At 40.3% G+C, this 16,304-nt stretch carries 12 protein-coding genes; 6 read left to right on the top strand and 6 right to left on the bottom strand.

The window, feature by feature from the left end:
• Positions 1–7 precede the first annotated feature (7 nt).
• The 6 genes from pcaG to ASC84_RS15300 all read left to right on the top strand — a co-directional run bounded on the left by pcaG (position 8) and on the right by ASC84_RS15300 (position 8,332).
• A complete protein-coding gene (gene pcaG / locus ASC84_RS15325) occupies positions 8–637 on the top strand; it encodes a protocatechuate 3,4-dioxygenase subunit alpha (RefSeq protein ID WP_034617756.1) in 630 nt (209 codons plus the stop codon).
• A gap of 276 nt (positions 638–913) precedes the next feature.
• Positions 914–1,753 (top strand): type I 3-dehydroquinate dehydratase, encoded by an 840-nt coding sequence (aroD, locus tag ASC84_RS15320; RefSeq protein WP_056516277.1) that lies wholly within the window; start codon positions 914–916, stop codon positions 1,751–1,753.
• Between the two features lie 26 nt (positions 1,754–1,779).
• On the top strand, positions 1,780–3,234 hold the full coding sequence (locus ASC84_RS15315) for a right-handed parallel beta-helix repeat-containing protein (RefSeq protein WP_171252549.1): 1,455 nt from the start codon (positions 1,780–1,782) through the stop codon (positions 3,232–3,234).
• Between the two features lie 17 nt (positions 3,235–3,251).
• Positions 3,252–4,577, top strand: coding sequence for a carbohydrate porin (locus tag ASC84_RS15310; protein ID WP_056516271.1), 1,326 nt, complete (start codon positions 3,252–3,254; stop codon positions 4,575–4,577).
• A gap of 16 nt (positions 4,578–4,593) precedes the next feature.
• On the top strand, positions 4,594–7,017 hold the full coding sequence (locus ASC84_RS15305) for a glucose/quinate/shikimate family membrane-bound PQQ-dependent dehydrogenase (protein ID WP_056516268.1): 2,424 nt from the start codon (positions 4,594–4,596) through the stop codon (positions 7,015–7,017).
• A 739-nt stretch (positions 7,018–7,756) separates the two neighbouring features.
• Positions 7,757–8,332, top strand: a complete 576-nt coding sequence (locus tag ASC84_RS15300) for a fimbrial protein (protein WP_056516266.1) — start codon at positions 7,757–7,759, stop codon at positions 8,330–8,332.
• A 692-nt stretch (positions 8,333–9,024) separates the two neighbouring features.
• Here ASC84_RS15300 and cueR read toward each other — a convergent pair.
• The 6 genes from cueR to ASC84_RS15270 form a co-directional block, all read right to left on the bottom strand.
• On the bottom strand, positions 9,025–9,489 hold the full coding sequence (gene cueR / locus ASC84_RS15295; protein WP_004722127.1) for a Cu(I)-responsive transcriptional regulator: 465 nt from the start codon (positions 9,487–9,489) through the stop codon (positions 9,025–9,027).
• Between the two features lie 21 nt (positions 9,490–9,510).
• A complete protein-coding gene (locus ASC84_RS15290) occupies positions 9,511–11,994 on the bottom strand; it encodes a heavy metal translocating P-type ATPase (protein WP_056516263.1) in 2,484 nt (827 codons plus the stop codon).
• Between the two features lie 461 nt (positions 11,995–12,455).
• Positions 12,456–13,337, bottom strand: a complete 882-nt coding sequence (locus ASC84_RS15285) for a copper resistance D family protein (RefSeq protein WP_056516479.1) — start codon at positions 13,335–13,337, stop codon at positions 12,456–12,458.
• Positions 13,338–13,477: 140 nt separating this feature from the next.
• The gene (locus ASC84_RS15280) at positions 13,478–13,849 is read right to left on the bottom strand and encodes a copper resistance CopC family protein (RefSeq protein ID WP_056516259.1); all 372 of its coding nucleotides are present in this window, start codon (positions 13,847–13,849) and stop codon (positions 13,478–13,480) included.
• A 264-nt stretch (positions 13,850–14,113) separates the two neighbouring features.
• Positions 14,114–15,505 carry a heavy metal sensor histidine kinase gene (locus ASC84_RS15275; RefSeq protein ID WP_056516254.1) on the bottom strand — a complete coding sequence of 464 codons (1,392 nt, stop codon included), beginning with the start codon at positions 15,503–15,505 and terminating at the stop codon, positions 14,114–14,116.
• A complete protein-coding gene (locus ASC84_RS15270; protein WP_004722117.1) occupies positions 15,495–16,178 on the bottom strand; it encodes a heavy metal response regulator transcription factor in 684 nt (227 codons plus the stop codon). Before ASC84_RS15270 ends, ASC84_RS15275 begins: the two co-directional genes overlap by 11 nt.
• Positions 16,179–16,304 lie beyond the last annotated feature (126 nt).

The raw sequence follows: 16,304 nt of genomic DNA, 5'->3' as shown, positions 1-16,304 counted from the left end.
TCACACAATGAATGCATGGAATTTTCAGGAAATTAAGGAAACCCCATCACAAACAGGTGGTCCTTATGTACATATCGGTTTATTGCCACAACAAGCCAATATTGAAGTATTTGAACATAGCTTCGATAACCAATTGGTGAAACAACACACTCAAGGCCAACGTATCCGCATCGAAGGTCAAGTGTTTGATGGACTGGGTTTACCATTAAGAGATGTATTGCTGGAAATCTGGCAAGCCGATGCTAATGGGGTTTATCCAAGTCAGGCCGATACCCAAGGCAAAACAGCCGATGCTCATTTTCAGGGTTGGGGGCGTACAGGCGCAAATTTTGAAACTGGTTTTTGGAGTTTTGACACCATTAAACCGGGGGCTGTAGCAGGACGTAAAGGCTCAACCCAAGCACCACATATTGCAGTCGCACTATTTGCTCGTGGAATCAACATTGGTTTGCATACCCGTATTTATTTTGACGATGAAGTTGAAGCAAACGCCAATGATCCGGTACTCAACAGTATTGAGTGGGCAGTCCGCCGCCAAACCCTGATTGCAAAACGCAGTGAAGTAGACGGTGAAATCGTGTATCGCTTTGATATTCGAATTCAAGGTGAAGACGAAACTGTATTTTTTGATATCTAGGAATCGCCTAAATCTCTTTTTAAAGGGGGCTTGTCACGAACTTATTGAAGCCTTGAGATTTGTGACATGCCTCCTTTTTTAAAAGGTGAACATGATACGAAGTGATTCAAGTCTTGAGATTCGCGATACCCCTCCCTTTTAAAAAGGGTGAGGAACGATTGAAGTTCCGCAAGGGAGGGATTAGGAGGGATTTAGATAGACGAAAAGCACTTAAATGAAATCGCAATCAAGCGAAAACGCGATATACAAACGGATAATTTATTCAGGAAGATGAAAATGAAACTACAAAAACTTGCAGCATTGATGCTTGCACTTAGCCCCATATTGCCCCTTCAAATGACACAGGCGCAACCTATTTCACCAAGCCCAGTTGAACTTGCAGAACTGGCAAAACTCCCAGTAAAAACCATCGTCCCGATTACAGCAAAAACCAAAGAACAAGCCTTAGCACAGGCAAAAATCATTGCCAGCAATCCAGATGCTGATTTGGCAGAGTTCCGCATAGATCTACTCAACTTTGCCAGTGACACTAAGCAAGTGATTGCTTTAGGACATGAGCTTAAACAGATTTTAGGGGCTAAACCGATGATCGCCACCATTCGTACCCATAACGAAGGCGGGCAACTGACCATCAGCGATGCAGATTATGACAAAATCTATCAAGCTTATTTACGCCAACCCTTTATGGATATGTTGGATGTTGAAATGTTCCGAGATCAGCAAGTGGTGAAAAACACCGTTAAATTGGCACATGAGAAAAAAGTATTGATTGTGATGTCCAATCACGATTTTAAAAAGACCCCTGATGAAGCAGAAATCGTTCAACGCTTGCTTAAACAAGATCAGCTTGGCGCAGATATTCTTAAAATCGCAGTGATGCCACAAAGCAAACAAGATGTGTTTACTTTGATGAATGCGACCTTAAAAGTCAGCCAACAATCTAAAAAACCATTACTCACCATGTCGATGGGTAAACTCGGGACTATTTCTCGAATTGCCACAGCCAATATGGGCGGCAGCTTTAGTTTTGGCATGATTGGTGAAGCTTCTGCGCCCGGCCAAATTGATGTGACTCAATTGAAACAGTTATTAAAAACCGTTCAACCTACACCATAAATTAAAAGGAATTTTTAGACATGAAAATGATTTCATTACGTTTAACAACGTTGGCACTTGGCTTAGCGGTTTCTGGTTTGGCAATGGCGGAAAGCTATGTGGTGGATCGTTATCAAGATGATCATGAAAAAGGTTCATTGCGTTGGGCGATTGAGCAAGCCAATAGCAAGCCGAGTGAAGCCAGTGAGATTCTGATTCAAGCGGTTGGGCAAGCGCCTTATGCCATTAAGGTCAACAGCCCACTGCCAGAAATTAAAGCGCCCGTAAAAATCATCGGTACGCAGTGGGCAAAAACAGGTGAGTTTATCGCGATTGATGGCTCAAACTATATTAAAGGTACAGGGGTTGAAGCTTGCCCGGGTGCGGTTGAAGGGCAGTTCGGAACCAATGTTCGTACCACAACTTTACCGGGTATTGTGTTACGTGACATCAACGGGGTCAGTATTCAAGGGCTAGAGATTCGTCGTTTTTGTATTGGGATCTTGATGAACCGTGCCAGCAATAACCTGATCCAAAATAACCGTATTATGCACAACTATGGCGGTGCAGGGGTGATGTTGACAGGGGATGATGGCAAAGGGAATCCGACTGCGACCACCACCAATAACAACAAAGTGCTAAATAACTATTTCCAAGACAATGGTGATGGACTTGAGTTAACCCGTGGTGCTGCATTTAACTTGGTTGCCAATAACCACTTTATTTCAACTGCTGCAAACCCAGAGCCATCACAAGGCATTGAAATTCTATGGGGCAATGACAATGCCGTGATTGGCAACAAGTTTGAAAACTATTCAGATGGTTTACAGATCAACTGGGGCAAACGCAATTATATTGCCTATAACGAACTCACTAATAACTCCAACGGCTTTAACCTCACCGGTGATGGCAATATTTTTGACAGCAATAAAGTCCATGGCAATCGAGTCGGTGTTGCGATTCGTTCAGAAAAAGATGCTAATGCGCGTATCACATTAACCAAAAATCAAATTTGGAATAATGGCAAAGACATCAAACGCTGTGAAGCGGGTGGAAGCTGTGTGCCCAATCAACGTTTAGGTGCAATCATTTTTGATATTCCGGGATTAGAACATGCGCACTTTGTCGGTTCACGTGGTCATGGTGTAAAAATTGTTCCAGCAAACTTACAAAAGACCTGCCAGCAACCCAATGAACAAGGCTGTAATCCACAACCAAATCAAAATATTCAAGCACCTAAATTGACCTTAGCAAAAGGTCAAATTACGGTAGAAGTAAAAGGACAACCGAATCAACGTTATCAAGTTGAATTTTTTGGAAACTCACAAGCAAGCGCAAATGAAGCCGAGTTTTATTTAGGCTCAAGCACTGTTGCAACCAATGCCCAAGGCACAGCAAGCATGACTTGGAAACCGACAATGAAAGTTGCATCTGTTACGGCAAATATCACAGATCGTCTAGGTGCAACATCTGAACTTAGCTCAGCGGTAAAACTTAAATAAAAGTAAGGATGCTTAATATGAGTTCAAATGGATTATCGATCAAACTGGGTTGTTTGGCAGTTGCAGTGTGTATGGCTCAGAGTAGTTTTGCTGAGCAAGCTTGGTCACAAGATCGTCAATGGTTATTGGGCGATTGGAATGGGCAACGCCAACAACTGGAAAAAGACGGCTATAAATTTACTGCATCTATCATGAGCCAAGCTGCAACCAATTTAGACGGTGGCTATCACGACAACAACAGCTTTGAAAATGCAGCGCAACTGGCATTGGGTGCAAACTTTGATTTAAATAAAATCGCGGGCTGGAAAGACACTACAGCTAATATCTTAATCACCAAGCGTGATGGTAATGCTTTAACTTTAGAAAGCATTAAAGACCCACGTTCCAGTGCTTTGGGCAATTCACAAGAAATTTATGGACGAGGCAAAATCTGGCGCCTGACCCAAGCATGGGTCAAAAAGGGCTTTGCTGACAATACAGTTCAATTCAAGATTGGGCGTATGGGCATGTCGGATGACTTTAATGGTTCACAATGTGAATTCCAAAACTTATTACTTTGTGGCGGACAACTGGGTAAATCCATTGGTTCAATTTGGTACAACTTACCCGTAGGTTTATGGGGAACCAATGTGAAGTACCAATTTGCACCTGAGTGGACACTGGGTGTCGGTGTTTATGAAGTCAATCCTGACAACATTAAAACTGGTAAAAACGATGGTTTTAACTTGGATATGCGAAATGTTAAAGGTGCCACTATTCCAGTAGAGCTGGCATGGCGTCCAAAACTAGCAGCATTTGATGGTTTAGCAGGCGAGTATAAAGTCGGCGCGCTGTACTCGACAGCAGAAGCCAATGATATTGCGATTGCAGGCAAGGTGCATGATAGCAAACATAGTTTTTGGCTCAATGCACAACAACAACTGAGCCAAAAAGGCCAAGATCCTAAACGTGGTTTGTTCATAAGCTTTAATGCTGTGGTCAATGATAAAGCCACCACGGCAGTACAAAGTACCCAACAACTTGCTTTCTGGTACAAAGGGCCTTTTGGCAGTCGCCCAAATGATTCAATCGGATTTGGTATTGCAAATTACATGGTCAATGATCGTTATAAAGATCGCCAAATTGCAACCAACAACAGCCGTGGCTATGACCAGTACGATAGGTTTGCAACAGATTATGTGCCTGTGCAACGTGATGAGCTCAATGTTGAATTGAACTATACCTATCAATGGTCACCTGCGGTCATGCTACGACCCAACCTACAATATATCCATCAGCCTGCGGGTGTAAAAGAAGTGGATGATGCATGGGTTGCTGGTTTGAGTATGCGTGTGAATTTCTAATCTAGGAGTATGACCTATGACTGAGTCTACAAGGACACATACCGTATTAAAAATATGGTGTTTTATATTAGCTTTGGCTTTACTTGTGACAGGGCTATTCTTTACCGTTGGTGGTGCTAAGCTGGTAACACTTGGAGGATCATGCTATTTCGTGATTTCTGGTGTATTCACACTGGCATCAGCGATATTTATATTTAAGAAAAAAACGCTCGGTGTCTGGTTATTTAGTTTGGTTTTTGTGGGCACCATCATCTGGTCATTGCTAGATGCAGGTTGGGAATTTTGGCCTTTATTTTCAAGACTGATGTTTCCAGCAGGTTTATTTGCTGCATTGATGTTTACTTTGCCCGCGATTCGTCGTTACCAGTTTCAACCGAGTGCGAGCTTGCCAGCTTTTGGCTTAGGTGCACTCACGGTTTTAGGCATGCTGATTGGACTTTATCAAATGTTCCAACCACATCCAACGGTTGCCGCAACTGGTCAGGCATTGCCATTGGTTCCTGTTCAAGCGGACATGAAACAAAGCAATTGGCAGAATTATGGTCAGGATGCAGGCGGCAGTCGCTTTGCTGCACTTGATCAAATTACCCGTGATAATGTCCATCAACTCAAAGAAGCATGGCGTTTTCGTACAGGTGATTTCACCACGGGTTCAGGCAATGGTGCAGAAGATCAAATGACCCCTTTACAGGTGGGCAACAAGATTTTCTTATGTACACCACATAACAATATTTTTGCTTTAGAGGCTGACTCAGGTAAACAGCTTTGGAAAGCCGAAGTAAACTCTAAATCGGATGCATGGGAACGTTGTCGTGGTGTGGCTTACTTCGATTCAACCCAAGCATTGACCCAACCGACTTTGGCAGGTGCAACACCTGTTCAAGCTGTTGCTAATAATACCGCTTGTCTACGCCGTGTTTATACCAACACACCAGATGGCCGTTTAATTGCGGTCAATGCTGACACGGGCGAGCGTTGTAAAGATTTCGGTGTTGATGGAACGGTTGACTTACTCAAAGGCTTGGGTGAGGGAACCACCGCACCACGTTTTGAAGTGACTTCTGCACCGACTATTGCGGGCACAGTGATTGTGGTGGGTAGTCGTATTGCAGATAACCTTGCCGCAGATATGCCGGGTGGGGTGATTCGTGCTTATGATGTGATCACAGGTCAATTGCGCTGGGCATTTGATCCACGTAATCCTGATCCAAACTATGTGTTAAAAGAAGGCGAAACTTATAAACGCAGTTCAGCAAACTCTTGGGCTGCAATGTCATATGACCCAAAAATGAACACGGTATTTTTACCAATGGGTAGCTCATCTGTGGATGTTTGGGGAGGCAACCGTCAACCTTTGGATCATAAATACAATTCATCCATATTGGCTTTAGATGCAACAACAGGTAAAGAAAAATGGGTCTATCAAACTGTCCATAATGACTTATGGGATTTTGATTTACCGATGCAACCAAGCTTGGTCGATTTCCCAATGCAAGATGGTAAGAATCAACCTGCTGTGGTGATTGGAACCAAATCGGGACAATTCTTTGTATTGGATCGCTTAACAGGCAAACCATTAACCAAAGTGATTGAACAACCAGTGAAAGCTGCGGATATCCCTGGTGAACAATATAGCCCAACTCAACCACGTTCCGTTGAAATGCCACAAATTGGTAATCAAACTTTGACTGAATCGGATATGTGGGGCGCAACACCGTTTGACCAGCTTATGTGTCGTATCGGCTTTAAATCTATGCGTTATGAAGGCTTATATACTGCACCGGGTAAAGATAAATCTTTAAGTTTTCCAGGCTCTTTGGGTGGTATGAACTGGGGCAGTATAGCCTTTGATCCAAGCCATCAATATATGTTTGTCAACGACATGCGTTTAGGTTTATGGATTCAATTGATTGAACAAACACCTGAAGATTTGGCAATTCAGGCAAATGGTGGTGAAAAGGTCAATACAGGTATGGGCGCTGTACCGATGAAAGGTACACCCTATAAAGTCAATAAAGATCGCTTCTGGTCGAAGTTGAATATTCCATGTCAAAAACCGCCTTATGGCACCATGACTGCGATTGATATGAAAACACGTCAGATCGCTTGGCAAGTACCGATGGGAACAGTCGAAGACACTGGACCTATGGGGGTAAAAATGGGATTAAAAGCACCGATTGGTATGCCTACCATTGGTGGACCAATGGCAACACAAGGTGGTTTAGTGTTCTTTGCAGCAACGCAAGATTACTACTTACGTGCCTTGGATTCATCTTCAGGTAAAGAGTTGTGGAAATCACGCTTACCTGTCGGTAGCCAAGGAACACCGATCAGCTATGTTTCACCTAAAACAGGTAAGCAATATGTGATGGTCACTGCGGGTGGTGCTCGACAATCTCCTGATCATGGTGACTATGTGATTGCCTATAGTCTGAAATAAGCTAGAACTGTTTAAAAAATGGAACTGCAATCGTTACGCGATTGCAGTTTTTTTATGGGTTTAAAATCGAATGAAACCGAATTAGCGGAGTGATATAAATCAACTAAGCAGAAATTAAACCGCTCTTCATCATTGAATTCTACACGGTGTAGCTATCGCAAGGCGACAAGGATGTCGCCGCTGGGCGGGGGTATAGGACGTACCCCTCGCATAGCAAAAGATTTTTGTTACTTTTGATCTTTCAAAAGTAAGGCTCGCCTACACAAATGAATTAAAACTTTGCAATTTAAGCTGGGCAGTGCTAACCCAAAATTCAATATAAAAGCCCCTCATCCTAGCCTTCCCCCAGCGGGAGAAGGAACTTTCAATACCAATATGATTCACTTAACATGATCATTTTTTGATTTATGAAAGAGATCTTTAAAAATTACAATTTTGTCATGTTTTTGCGATTTCATTTTTTTAAATTTTTGAATTTTAAATAAATGAACCATAAGGAAAGCATTGTTGTGAAAAAAACTCAATCAACACATATTGTGACATTGGCATATTTTTGTCAGGATATTTTTTATTTTAAATGACTGGCAAATTCAAAGTCAGCAGCAAGTTTAAAATAAACATCAATGAGGTTCACATATATTGAGATGTGTTCATTTATATGATTGTTGCCTTGCCCCGTAATCTAAGCAACATGATCGTTACATTGTGTTGCTGGTTAAACGTCTATGTGGGTTACTCTATGAAAATGCTAACTTTATCCGCACTCATTGCCCAAGCTTCAAGTTTAATATGCACGAGTGTGTATGCTGTAGATGGGACAATCAAAATCAGTGGCAGCATCGTTGATGAAACGTGTACCTTAGAACTGGGTACGCTTGGAAAAAATGATGCTAGAGATTTAAGTGTTAGGTTAAAGACATTACTACCAAGTCAAATCTATACATCAACGGGCATTACCTTTTTCTTAACCGATACTGCGGGTAGTCCAGTCTGTGATGTAGCCACAACAAAAGCTTTTAAAGGGGTACATCTTAGCCCAAATGTTGCAGTTGACTTGGATGCAATGGATAAGACTTTATTGGTGAACAAAGCCTTAGACGCTTCAGCTACATCTCCTGTGTTTCTTAAAGTGTTAACAGATCAAAACAACAAAGTTGATTTTTCTGAACCTTGGGCAACACAGGCAAAAAGTACAGTCAAATCAAATTTTGATGCAGCAACACTGTATTACACCATGCAGTATTTTTCCAAGAAAGGCGCTGTAGATACGCAAAAGCTGACCACATTGGTTAATTATACCTTGCACTATAATTAGTCGAATATAAATCAAACTTTTCATTTTAAGTTTAGGCAGCGCTAACTCTAGAGTAATATTCACTCACTTTAATCAAACCACTTTTGACTTTTTAAATCATTGAAACCTACATGGTGTAGCTACCGCATGGCGACAAGGATGTCGCCGTTTGGCGGGGGTATAGGATGTACCCCTCGCCAGACGAAAGATTTTTGTTACTTTTGATCTTCCAAAAGTAAGGTATCGTCTACGCAAGTTAAATATAATTTTTTCACAGTAAGGTGTGGCAGTGCAAGATGAGGCATTACCGAATAATAAACTGAATATAAATTAAGCCGCTTCCGTTTTTTTAACCAATGAATCCTATAGGGTGTGGCTATCGTATGGCGACAAGGATGTCGCCGTTTGGCGGGGGTATAGGATGTACCCCTCGCCAGACGAAAGATTTTTGTTACTTTTGATCTTTCAAAAGTAAGGTATCGCCTACGCAACTTAGATATAAATTTTTCACAGTAAGGTGTGGCAGTGCAAGTCTCTTTTCATCTGAGCAAAAACAAAGCATTGCTTTGTTTGTAGCACAAGAATGTGGTAGAGCAAGGGGTATGCATCACCTAAGCAAATGAATTAAAACTATTCACTGTAATACAGGGCAGTACCCCCTCCTTTGACAAAGGTGAGAAGTATTAACTTCTCAAGGGGAAGGATTTTAAATCCTATTTAGCTTTTTGCTGTGCAAGTGGTGAAACAGAGAGAGAATCATTTTGATGGTAGCTTTCTTGAAGTTCAATATCTTGTTTTTGCAATCCCTCAAGAATCGGACAATTCGGTCGATGATCACCAGCACAACAATTGATTAAATTTTGCAAAGTATTGGTCATCTTTTGTAATTCCGTAATACGGATTTCCAATTTTTCGATATGCGAGAGTGCGAGTTGCTTTACATCTGCACTGTGTCGATTTTTATTGTTCCACAAATCTAAAAGATCCGCGATCTCTGCAACTGAAAATCCAAGCGATCTTGAACTTCGAATAAACTTTAGCCGTTCAGCATCTTGGTCAGAATAGGAGCGATACCCAGCATTACTTCGACCCACGGCTGGAATCAGACCAATCTGTTCATAATAACGAATCATTTTGGCAGATATTCCAACAGTTTGAGATAGTTTTCCAATATTCATTGTGATTCTCTCTACAAGCTTCTACTCGAAAGTAGAAACGGGTTGAAAACGACGTAAACGTAAGGCATTGGCCAACACGAATACACTGGATAAAGCCATTGCACCTGCTGCAAATATTGGCGAAAGCAGGATTCCATAAGCAGGATAGAGTAGCCCAGCGGCAACTGGAATCAGCATGGTATTGTAAGCAAATGCCCAGAATAAATTCTGATGAATATTGCCGATAGTGGCTTTAGATAATGCAATGGCGTTGGCAACACCTTGCAAGTTACCTGACATTAATACAACATCTGCCGACTCAATCGCAACATCCGTACCTGTACCAATCGCAAGACCAACATCGGCTTCAGCCAAAGCGGGTGCATCATTGATCCCATCACCGACAAATGCAATATTGCCATATTTTGCTTTAAGGCTTTGTACCGCTGTTACTTTTCCTTCAGGTAGAACTTCCGCAATCACTTCGTCAATCCCTAACTGGCGAGCAATCGCTTGTGCAGTTCGGGCATTATCACCAGTCACCATCGCAACTTTAAGACCGAGTTGATGTAAGGCTTTAATTGCACTTGGCGTGGTTGATTTAATCGGATCCGCAACTGCAATTATCCCTGCCAACTTGCCATTGATTGCTACATAAAGTGGTGATTTACCTTCGTCACCTAAACGTTGTGCTGTACTTGTAAAAGGTGAAATATCAATATTAAGTTGTAGCATATAGCGATCTGCACCAATATGAATGTCTCCATTTTCATCTATATTTGCATAGACCCCCATACCTGTCACAGAATCAAATTGATTCACTTTGGGTAAGGTCAGATTTTCTTTGATTGCAGCATCTACGATGGCTTTGGCAATCGGATGCTCAGAACGAGATTCAACGGCTGCCACCATGCTTAAGACATGATCACGTTGAAAAAATTCAGTGACTTCAAAATCTGTAAGTACAGGATGGCCTTCGGTTAATGTCCCTGTTTTATCTACAGCAACAACTTTGGCATCTTTAAGTAATTGTAATGCTTCGCCTTTACGGAACAATACGCCGAGTTCAGCACCACGACCTGTCCCGACCATAATCGAGGTTGGCGTTGCCAATCCCATTGCACAAGGACAGGCAATAATCAGTACAGCAACGGCATTGACCAAAGCGAAAGTTAAAGCAGGGGAAGGACCGAAAATAAGCCAGATTAAGAATGTCAGTACAGCGGCAGCCATTACAGCTGGTACAAACCATAAGGTGATTTTATCAACTACAGCTTGAATCGGCATTTTTGAACCTTGTGCCTGCTCAACCAAACGAATGATTTGTGCAAGCATAGTTTCGCCGCCTACAGCGACAGCTTTAAAGCTTAATGTTCCATTTTGATTGATAGTGCCACCGACCACTTCACTGTCTATTTTTTTCTCGACAGGGATCGGTTCACCGGTAATCATTGACTCATCTACAAAGCTTTTGCCTTCAACGACTTTTCCATCAACAGGAACACGTTCACCCGGTTTGACAATAATAAAGTCACCCACCACAACTTGGTCGATTGGAATATCTACAATTTGATTATCACGAGAAACATGTGCCACTTTAGCTTGTAAACTAACTAAACGTTGAATGGCTTCAGAAGTACGTCCTTTGGCTTTTGCTTCAAGAAAACGACCGAGTAAAATTAAGGCAACGATAACCGCAGCGGCTTCATAATAAACATTAACCGTTCCAGCCGGTAAGATACGGGGTATAAATGTCGCGACAATGGAAAATAGATATGCTGCCAAGGTACCTACAGCAACCAGCGAGTTCATATCTGGGGCTAAACGCAATAAAGCCGGTAATCCGTGTATATAGAATCTTCGTCCGGGAATCACCAAAACCAGTGTGGTTAGAATAAACTGTAAATACCAGCTATTTTGTATCCCGATGGTCTGAGCAATCAGATGGTGCATGCCCGGAATAAGGTGCGAACCCATTTCTAAAATAAAAACAGGTAATGCAAAAATAGTGGCAAGTATAAGGTCTCGTTTTAGTTCAGCGCGTTCTTGATCTTTTTTCTCTAAGTGTTCTGTTTGATCTGGGATAGCGGTTTGAATTTCTTTGGCATCATAACCCGCCTTATCAATCGCTGCGATTAAAGCTGCAACATTGGCAGTGCCCGTGATTGTTGCACGTTCAGTTGCAAGATTTACATTAGCCTCTTTGACACCGGGAACGGCTTTTAGCGCTTTTTCAACACGACTGACACATGAGGCACAGGTCATTCCATCAATAGACAACTCAGTGGCTGCATCAGCAACTTCATATCCAGCATGTTCAACAGCTTTGATCAATGCCTCTCGGTCAATGGGAGTGTAAGATGTAATTTCTGCACGTTCAGTGGCTAAATTCACAGATGCTTGGGTTACGCCATCGACTTTTTTAAGTGCTGTTTCTATTCGACTGACACAACTTGCACAGCTCATACCTTTGATTTGTAAACTGCTTTTCAAATCAGAAACACGATCATGAGATCTATTTTCCATAAGTCATACCTATAAGTCTTATTCCATGATCTAAATCCTAAACTTTGACATAATGGTAAGGTCAAGTAAAACAATTCCAGTTTTTATAAGCCATTGTTGCAAATAAAAATTTAGTTTGTGAACATAGACCAATAAAATATTTTTTGACTTATGGTTTGCGGATCTCCTTTATTTTAATCCTAGTTCATTATTGCTGATATATAAGGCTTCTTTTATCAATCATTTTTAAAAGCATCAATCAACATAAAAGCGCCCTCATCCTAGCCTTCTCCCAGAGGGAGAAGGGACTTTCAATACCCAGATAATTTATTCAACATGATCATTTTTTATCTGGGAAAGAACAATACATTGTTTTGTTTATAGCGCAAGATAATGTTCTGAATTCAATGACTTATAAGGTTTCATCTCATTTGAAAAATCATCTAAAGCTATACTCTAGATGTTTATTCATATCCATATTTTTAATCAATCCCAACCACTGTTGTGATGTAGCTGGTAGTGAGTAGAATCAATAAACCCAGATACATTTCAAATAAAATCGCATAACCCAGATATTGAGCAAATAAGGGTTCTTCAAGTCGTGGGGTAAGAAACCATTTATTGAAAGCGGCAAGTAATAAAATACTCCCCACTAATGCGAGTTTGAGAGTAAAGCCATGACCGTATGAGGTATAGATTAAAGTATTTAAATCTTTAAATAATAACAGTGCAATGGTGATACCACAGAGAATTAAGATTCCGACAACAAAGGCTGCAATTCGCCCAAATGCTTCCATGAGTTTTCTTAACGATCGCCCACTGATTTTATGGCTCATTTTCCATAATGGATAGAGTGAGCCCATCCATAACGACATGAAAAAAACATGAATGCCGAGTAGAATCTGGGCAAAAATTGGTAAGTTGGTGACATGCCCTATTTGAGAAAAGCTATAAAGAATCGGGACAAGTGATATGCTAAATAATATTTTTTCTAAAGTGGCAATATGGGTGGTTTGTTTAACCAATTTGATCGTTAAAATAAGCAAAATCAAGGCAAAACTGATGATTCTGACAATGTGTATTTGCCCAGTGTCTGTATTTAAAAGGATATTGATATAGGTTTGATCAAAAATGCCGGAAAGACCAGTGTTGGCAAAGCTACCAACCAAAATAAAAAAGCCTAAAGTACTTGCAAGCAGACCTAACGCTGCACCTAAGCTTATATATTTAAGCAGTATAGGTTTGATGCTGGTATAACGCCAGAGTAAAAAATAACAAAAAGCACCACCAATCATAAAAGCAGTACTTAAATATAAGCTAACTTTTATTAGCCAAGTTGACCAGATCCAGAATTCGGACATTATCGCTTTTCCTTTATTGGAGTCTGTTGACAATTCGCCTTTGTTTAAGACCGCATAGGCCATTGATGAAATGTCAACACACCCTAACAACAGTTCAGTCACTTCATGAAATGTTGTTCATCAATATTCAATTTCTTTAGTTTTTATTTAATTGTGAAACTATATTCATTGTTCATGTTATGCCCATCCTTGCCCATTGTTGTCCAAACAACGAAATATTTGCCTTTTTTAAGCATGGGAACTGGAACAGTAAATGTTTTTTTTAGATCATGATTCACTTTATAGTTAAGTGGAATATTAGTTCGTTGTGCATCCAGTAACTTAATATTCATTAACATCACTTCTCCACTAAAATTAAGCACTAAACTTTTAGGTGCAGTTGTAATGGATGCATTCATTGCAGGTGTACTGCTGCTTAAATCAACATGAGCCATAGCATTGGTCGCAGTAATGAGCATCACTGCAGTGAAGAGAGCATTACGTAGTTTGGTCATGTTATTTGGAGAGGATTTCATTGAATATTCCTTTTACTGTTGTGTGTAGACCTTAATTATTGAAGAGGATGATATACATTAGAATGACTTTAAAATTACACTTTTGTTATTTAGGTAATCTAAACAATTGATGATGTTAAAAGATTTTTAGAATAAATTGAATATGTATTAGTCGGAAAAAAATTAAGATTTTTAATATTGGATCTTGTTCAACTTTTTGCAGCTGTGTTTTTACCAGCTGCTTGAAAGATGTGATTTTTATTTATGGTACTTTTGCTAGGCATATCATGTTGGTAGATATTCATTTTTAAAAATAATGGTGAAGATCACTAAACCATCTCGTGATTCTGCTTGGATAGTTGCACCATGTAGCGTCAATATAGACTTGGTGATCGCAAGACCTAAACCTGTACCATCTTCAACTCGTTGTCTAGAGGCATCTGTTCGATAGAAACGGTCAAATAATCTAGACAGTTGTTCAGGGGATAATGTAGGACCTTCATTTTCAATTGAAAAACTGGTGTGATTTTCTGTTTGTTGACATTTAATCTGAATGACAGAGTTCGGCTTACCATATTTAATTGCGTTGGAGATTAAATTACTCAGCGCACGGCGCAACATCGCAATATTTGCATTGACCTTTCCGCTACCAAAGAGGTGAAACATCATATTTTTTTCTGCTGCTAAAGCATCATAAAACTCAAATAAAGTGTTGAATTCTTCATATAGATAAATGGTTTGTAGGTTTTTAAGGTTAAGGCCATTTTCTGCTTTTGCCAAAAACAACATATCTGAAACGATTCTTGCCAGATGTTCAAATTCTTCTAAATTTGAAAATAAGACTTCTTTATAGGCATCGATATCTCGACTGCGGGATAAACATACTTGTGTTTGCGTCATTAGATTGTTGATCGGGGTACGAATTTCATGCGCAAGATCCGATGAAAAGTCGGAAAGTTTTTCTAAAGCCGATTCTAAACGATCCAGCATTTCATTAAATGCGATGGTTAATGATTTTAGTTCTGTTGGGGTATTCTCGACTTCTAAACGTTCAGACAAATTCTGAGCAGAAATGCTTTCTGCAACTTTGGCTATTTTTTTGATCGGGCGCAATCCACGCCAAACAGCAAACCATCCTAAAAACATTAAACACAGTGCGGCAATTAAACAAATATAAAATAGCTGATGTTTAAATTCATTTAAAAAAAGCATGTGTTCTGAAGTATCAATTGCAACAATAATTTGGGTAGATTGTGCATCTTCATCGTCTTCAAAAATATTTTGATAGACCAGTCCACGATAATTTTTATCTTGGACTTCCCATCTAATCCATTGATCCAGATCTGGATTCGCAATGACTTGTGGTGCGATCGCCATTTGTGCGGAATTAAATACAATTTGATTCACAGGCCGTTCAACTTGCACAATCAGATTATCATGTCCAATGAGAGAATCTTTTAATGCTACATTGAGTTCTTTCGAGTTGGTTGGATGTTGTTTTAATAGATTTTGTATAAGCTGAATTTTTCCTTCGAGTAATACCCGATCTTCACTTTCAAAGTGTTGTGTGACTCCGAGGTGTATCACGAAGCCCATGATAATTAAAATCGTTACAGTGGAGAGGGAAAAAATAATGGCGATTCGAAAACTGATCGCATTGAACAGCTTACGCCTCATCTTCTACCTCAAGCACATACCCCATACCTCGAATATTCTGAATCAGTTTAGGGGTGAAGTTACTGTCAATTTTATTTCTTAAACGTTTAATCGCAACTTCGACAACATTAGTGTCACTGTCAAAGTTCATATCCCAGACTTGAGAGGCAATCAGTGCTCTAGGCAAAATTTCTCCACGTCTACGCATAAATAATTCCATCAACGCAAACTCTTTCGCAGTCAGGTCGATACGTTGTCCTTCACGCGTTACACGTCGTTTTCTGATATCAAGTTCTAGATTGGCAATACTAATTAAGTTACTGTCTTCTCTTTGTTGTCCTCGACGCAGTAAACTTTTTATTCTCGCGAGAAGTTCAGCAAAAGCGAAAGGCTTTACCAGATAATCATCCGCACCCAACTCTAAGCCTTTTACGCGGTCTTCAATTTGATCTCGCGCTGTCAAGAATAAAATGGGCATGGTTTTTCCATTTTTACGGACAGCTTCTATAATATGCCAGCCATCTACACCAGGTAGCATCACATCTAATATGATGACATCGTAATCTTCAGAAAGCGCATATTGTTTACCTGTGAGTCCATCTGTAACCCAGTCAGTAATATAACCCGCTTCAGATAAACCTTGTTTAAGGTAGTCCCCAGTTTTTTGCTCATCTTCAACTAATAATATTCTCATGTTTGATTCCTAGAATACTCTTTAAAAATATAATAGCGTGATAAAAACTAAAGAAAGGTATAGATTACATAAATGTCACTTTCAAGTCATCTTAATGTTCAATAGGGCGCTTTATTGTACGAGTAA

Origin of the sequence: Acinetobacter sp. Root1280, from assembly GCF_001425285.1 — a bacterium.
GTDB classification, from domain to species: Bacteria; Pseudomonadota; Gammaproteobacteria; order Pseudomonadales; family Moraxellaceae; genus Acinetobacter; species Acinetobacter guillouiae.
Note: the sequence above shows the minus strand (reverse complement) of the source record. Positions and strands in the feature narration are given on the sequence as shown.

Coding starts and splice junctions, on each gene's coding strand:
- pcaG (WP_034617756.1), top strand. CDS start 8: ATGAATGCATGGAATTTTCAGGAAATTAAGGAAACCCCATCACAAACA.
- aroD (WP_056516277.1), top strand. CDS start 914: ATGAAACTACAAAAACTTGCAGCATTGATGCTTGCACTTAGCCCCATA.
- ASC84_RS15315 (WP_171252549.1), top strand. CDS start 1,780: ATGATTTCATTACGTTTAACAACGTTGGCACTTGGCTTAGCGGTTTCT.
- ASC84_RS15310 (WP_056516271.1), top strand. CDS start 3,252: ATGAGTTCAAATGGATTATCGATCAAACTGGGTTGTTTGGCAGTTGCA.
- ASC84_RS15305 (WP_056516268.1), top strand. CDS start 4,594: ATGACTGAGTCTACAAGGACACATACCGTATTAAAAATATGGTGTTTT.
- ASC84_RS15300 (WP_056516266.1), top strand. CDS start 7,757: ATGAAAATGCTAACTTTATCCGCACTCATTGCCCAAGCTTCAAGTTTA.
- cueR (WP_004722127.1), bottom strand. CDS start 9,489: ATGAATATTGGAAAACTATCTCAAACTGTTGGAATATCTGCCAAAATG.
- ASC84_RS15290 (WP_056516263.1), bottom strand. CDS start 11,994: ATGGAAAATAGATCTCATGATCGTGTTTCTGATTTGAAAAGCAGTTTA.
- ASC84_RS15280 (WP_056516259.1), bottom strand. CDS start 13,849: ATGAAATCCTCTCCAAATAACATGACCAAACTACGTAATGCTCTCTTC.
- ASC84_RS15275 (WP_056516254.1), bottom strand. CDS start 15,505: ATGAGGCGTAAGCTGTTCAATGCGATCAGTTTTCGAATCGCCATTATT.
- ASC84_RS15270 (WP_004722117.1), bottom strand. CDS start 16,178: ATGAGAATATTATTAGTTGAAGATGAGCAAAAAACTGGGGACTACCTT.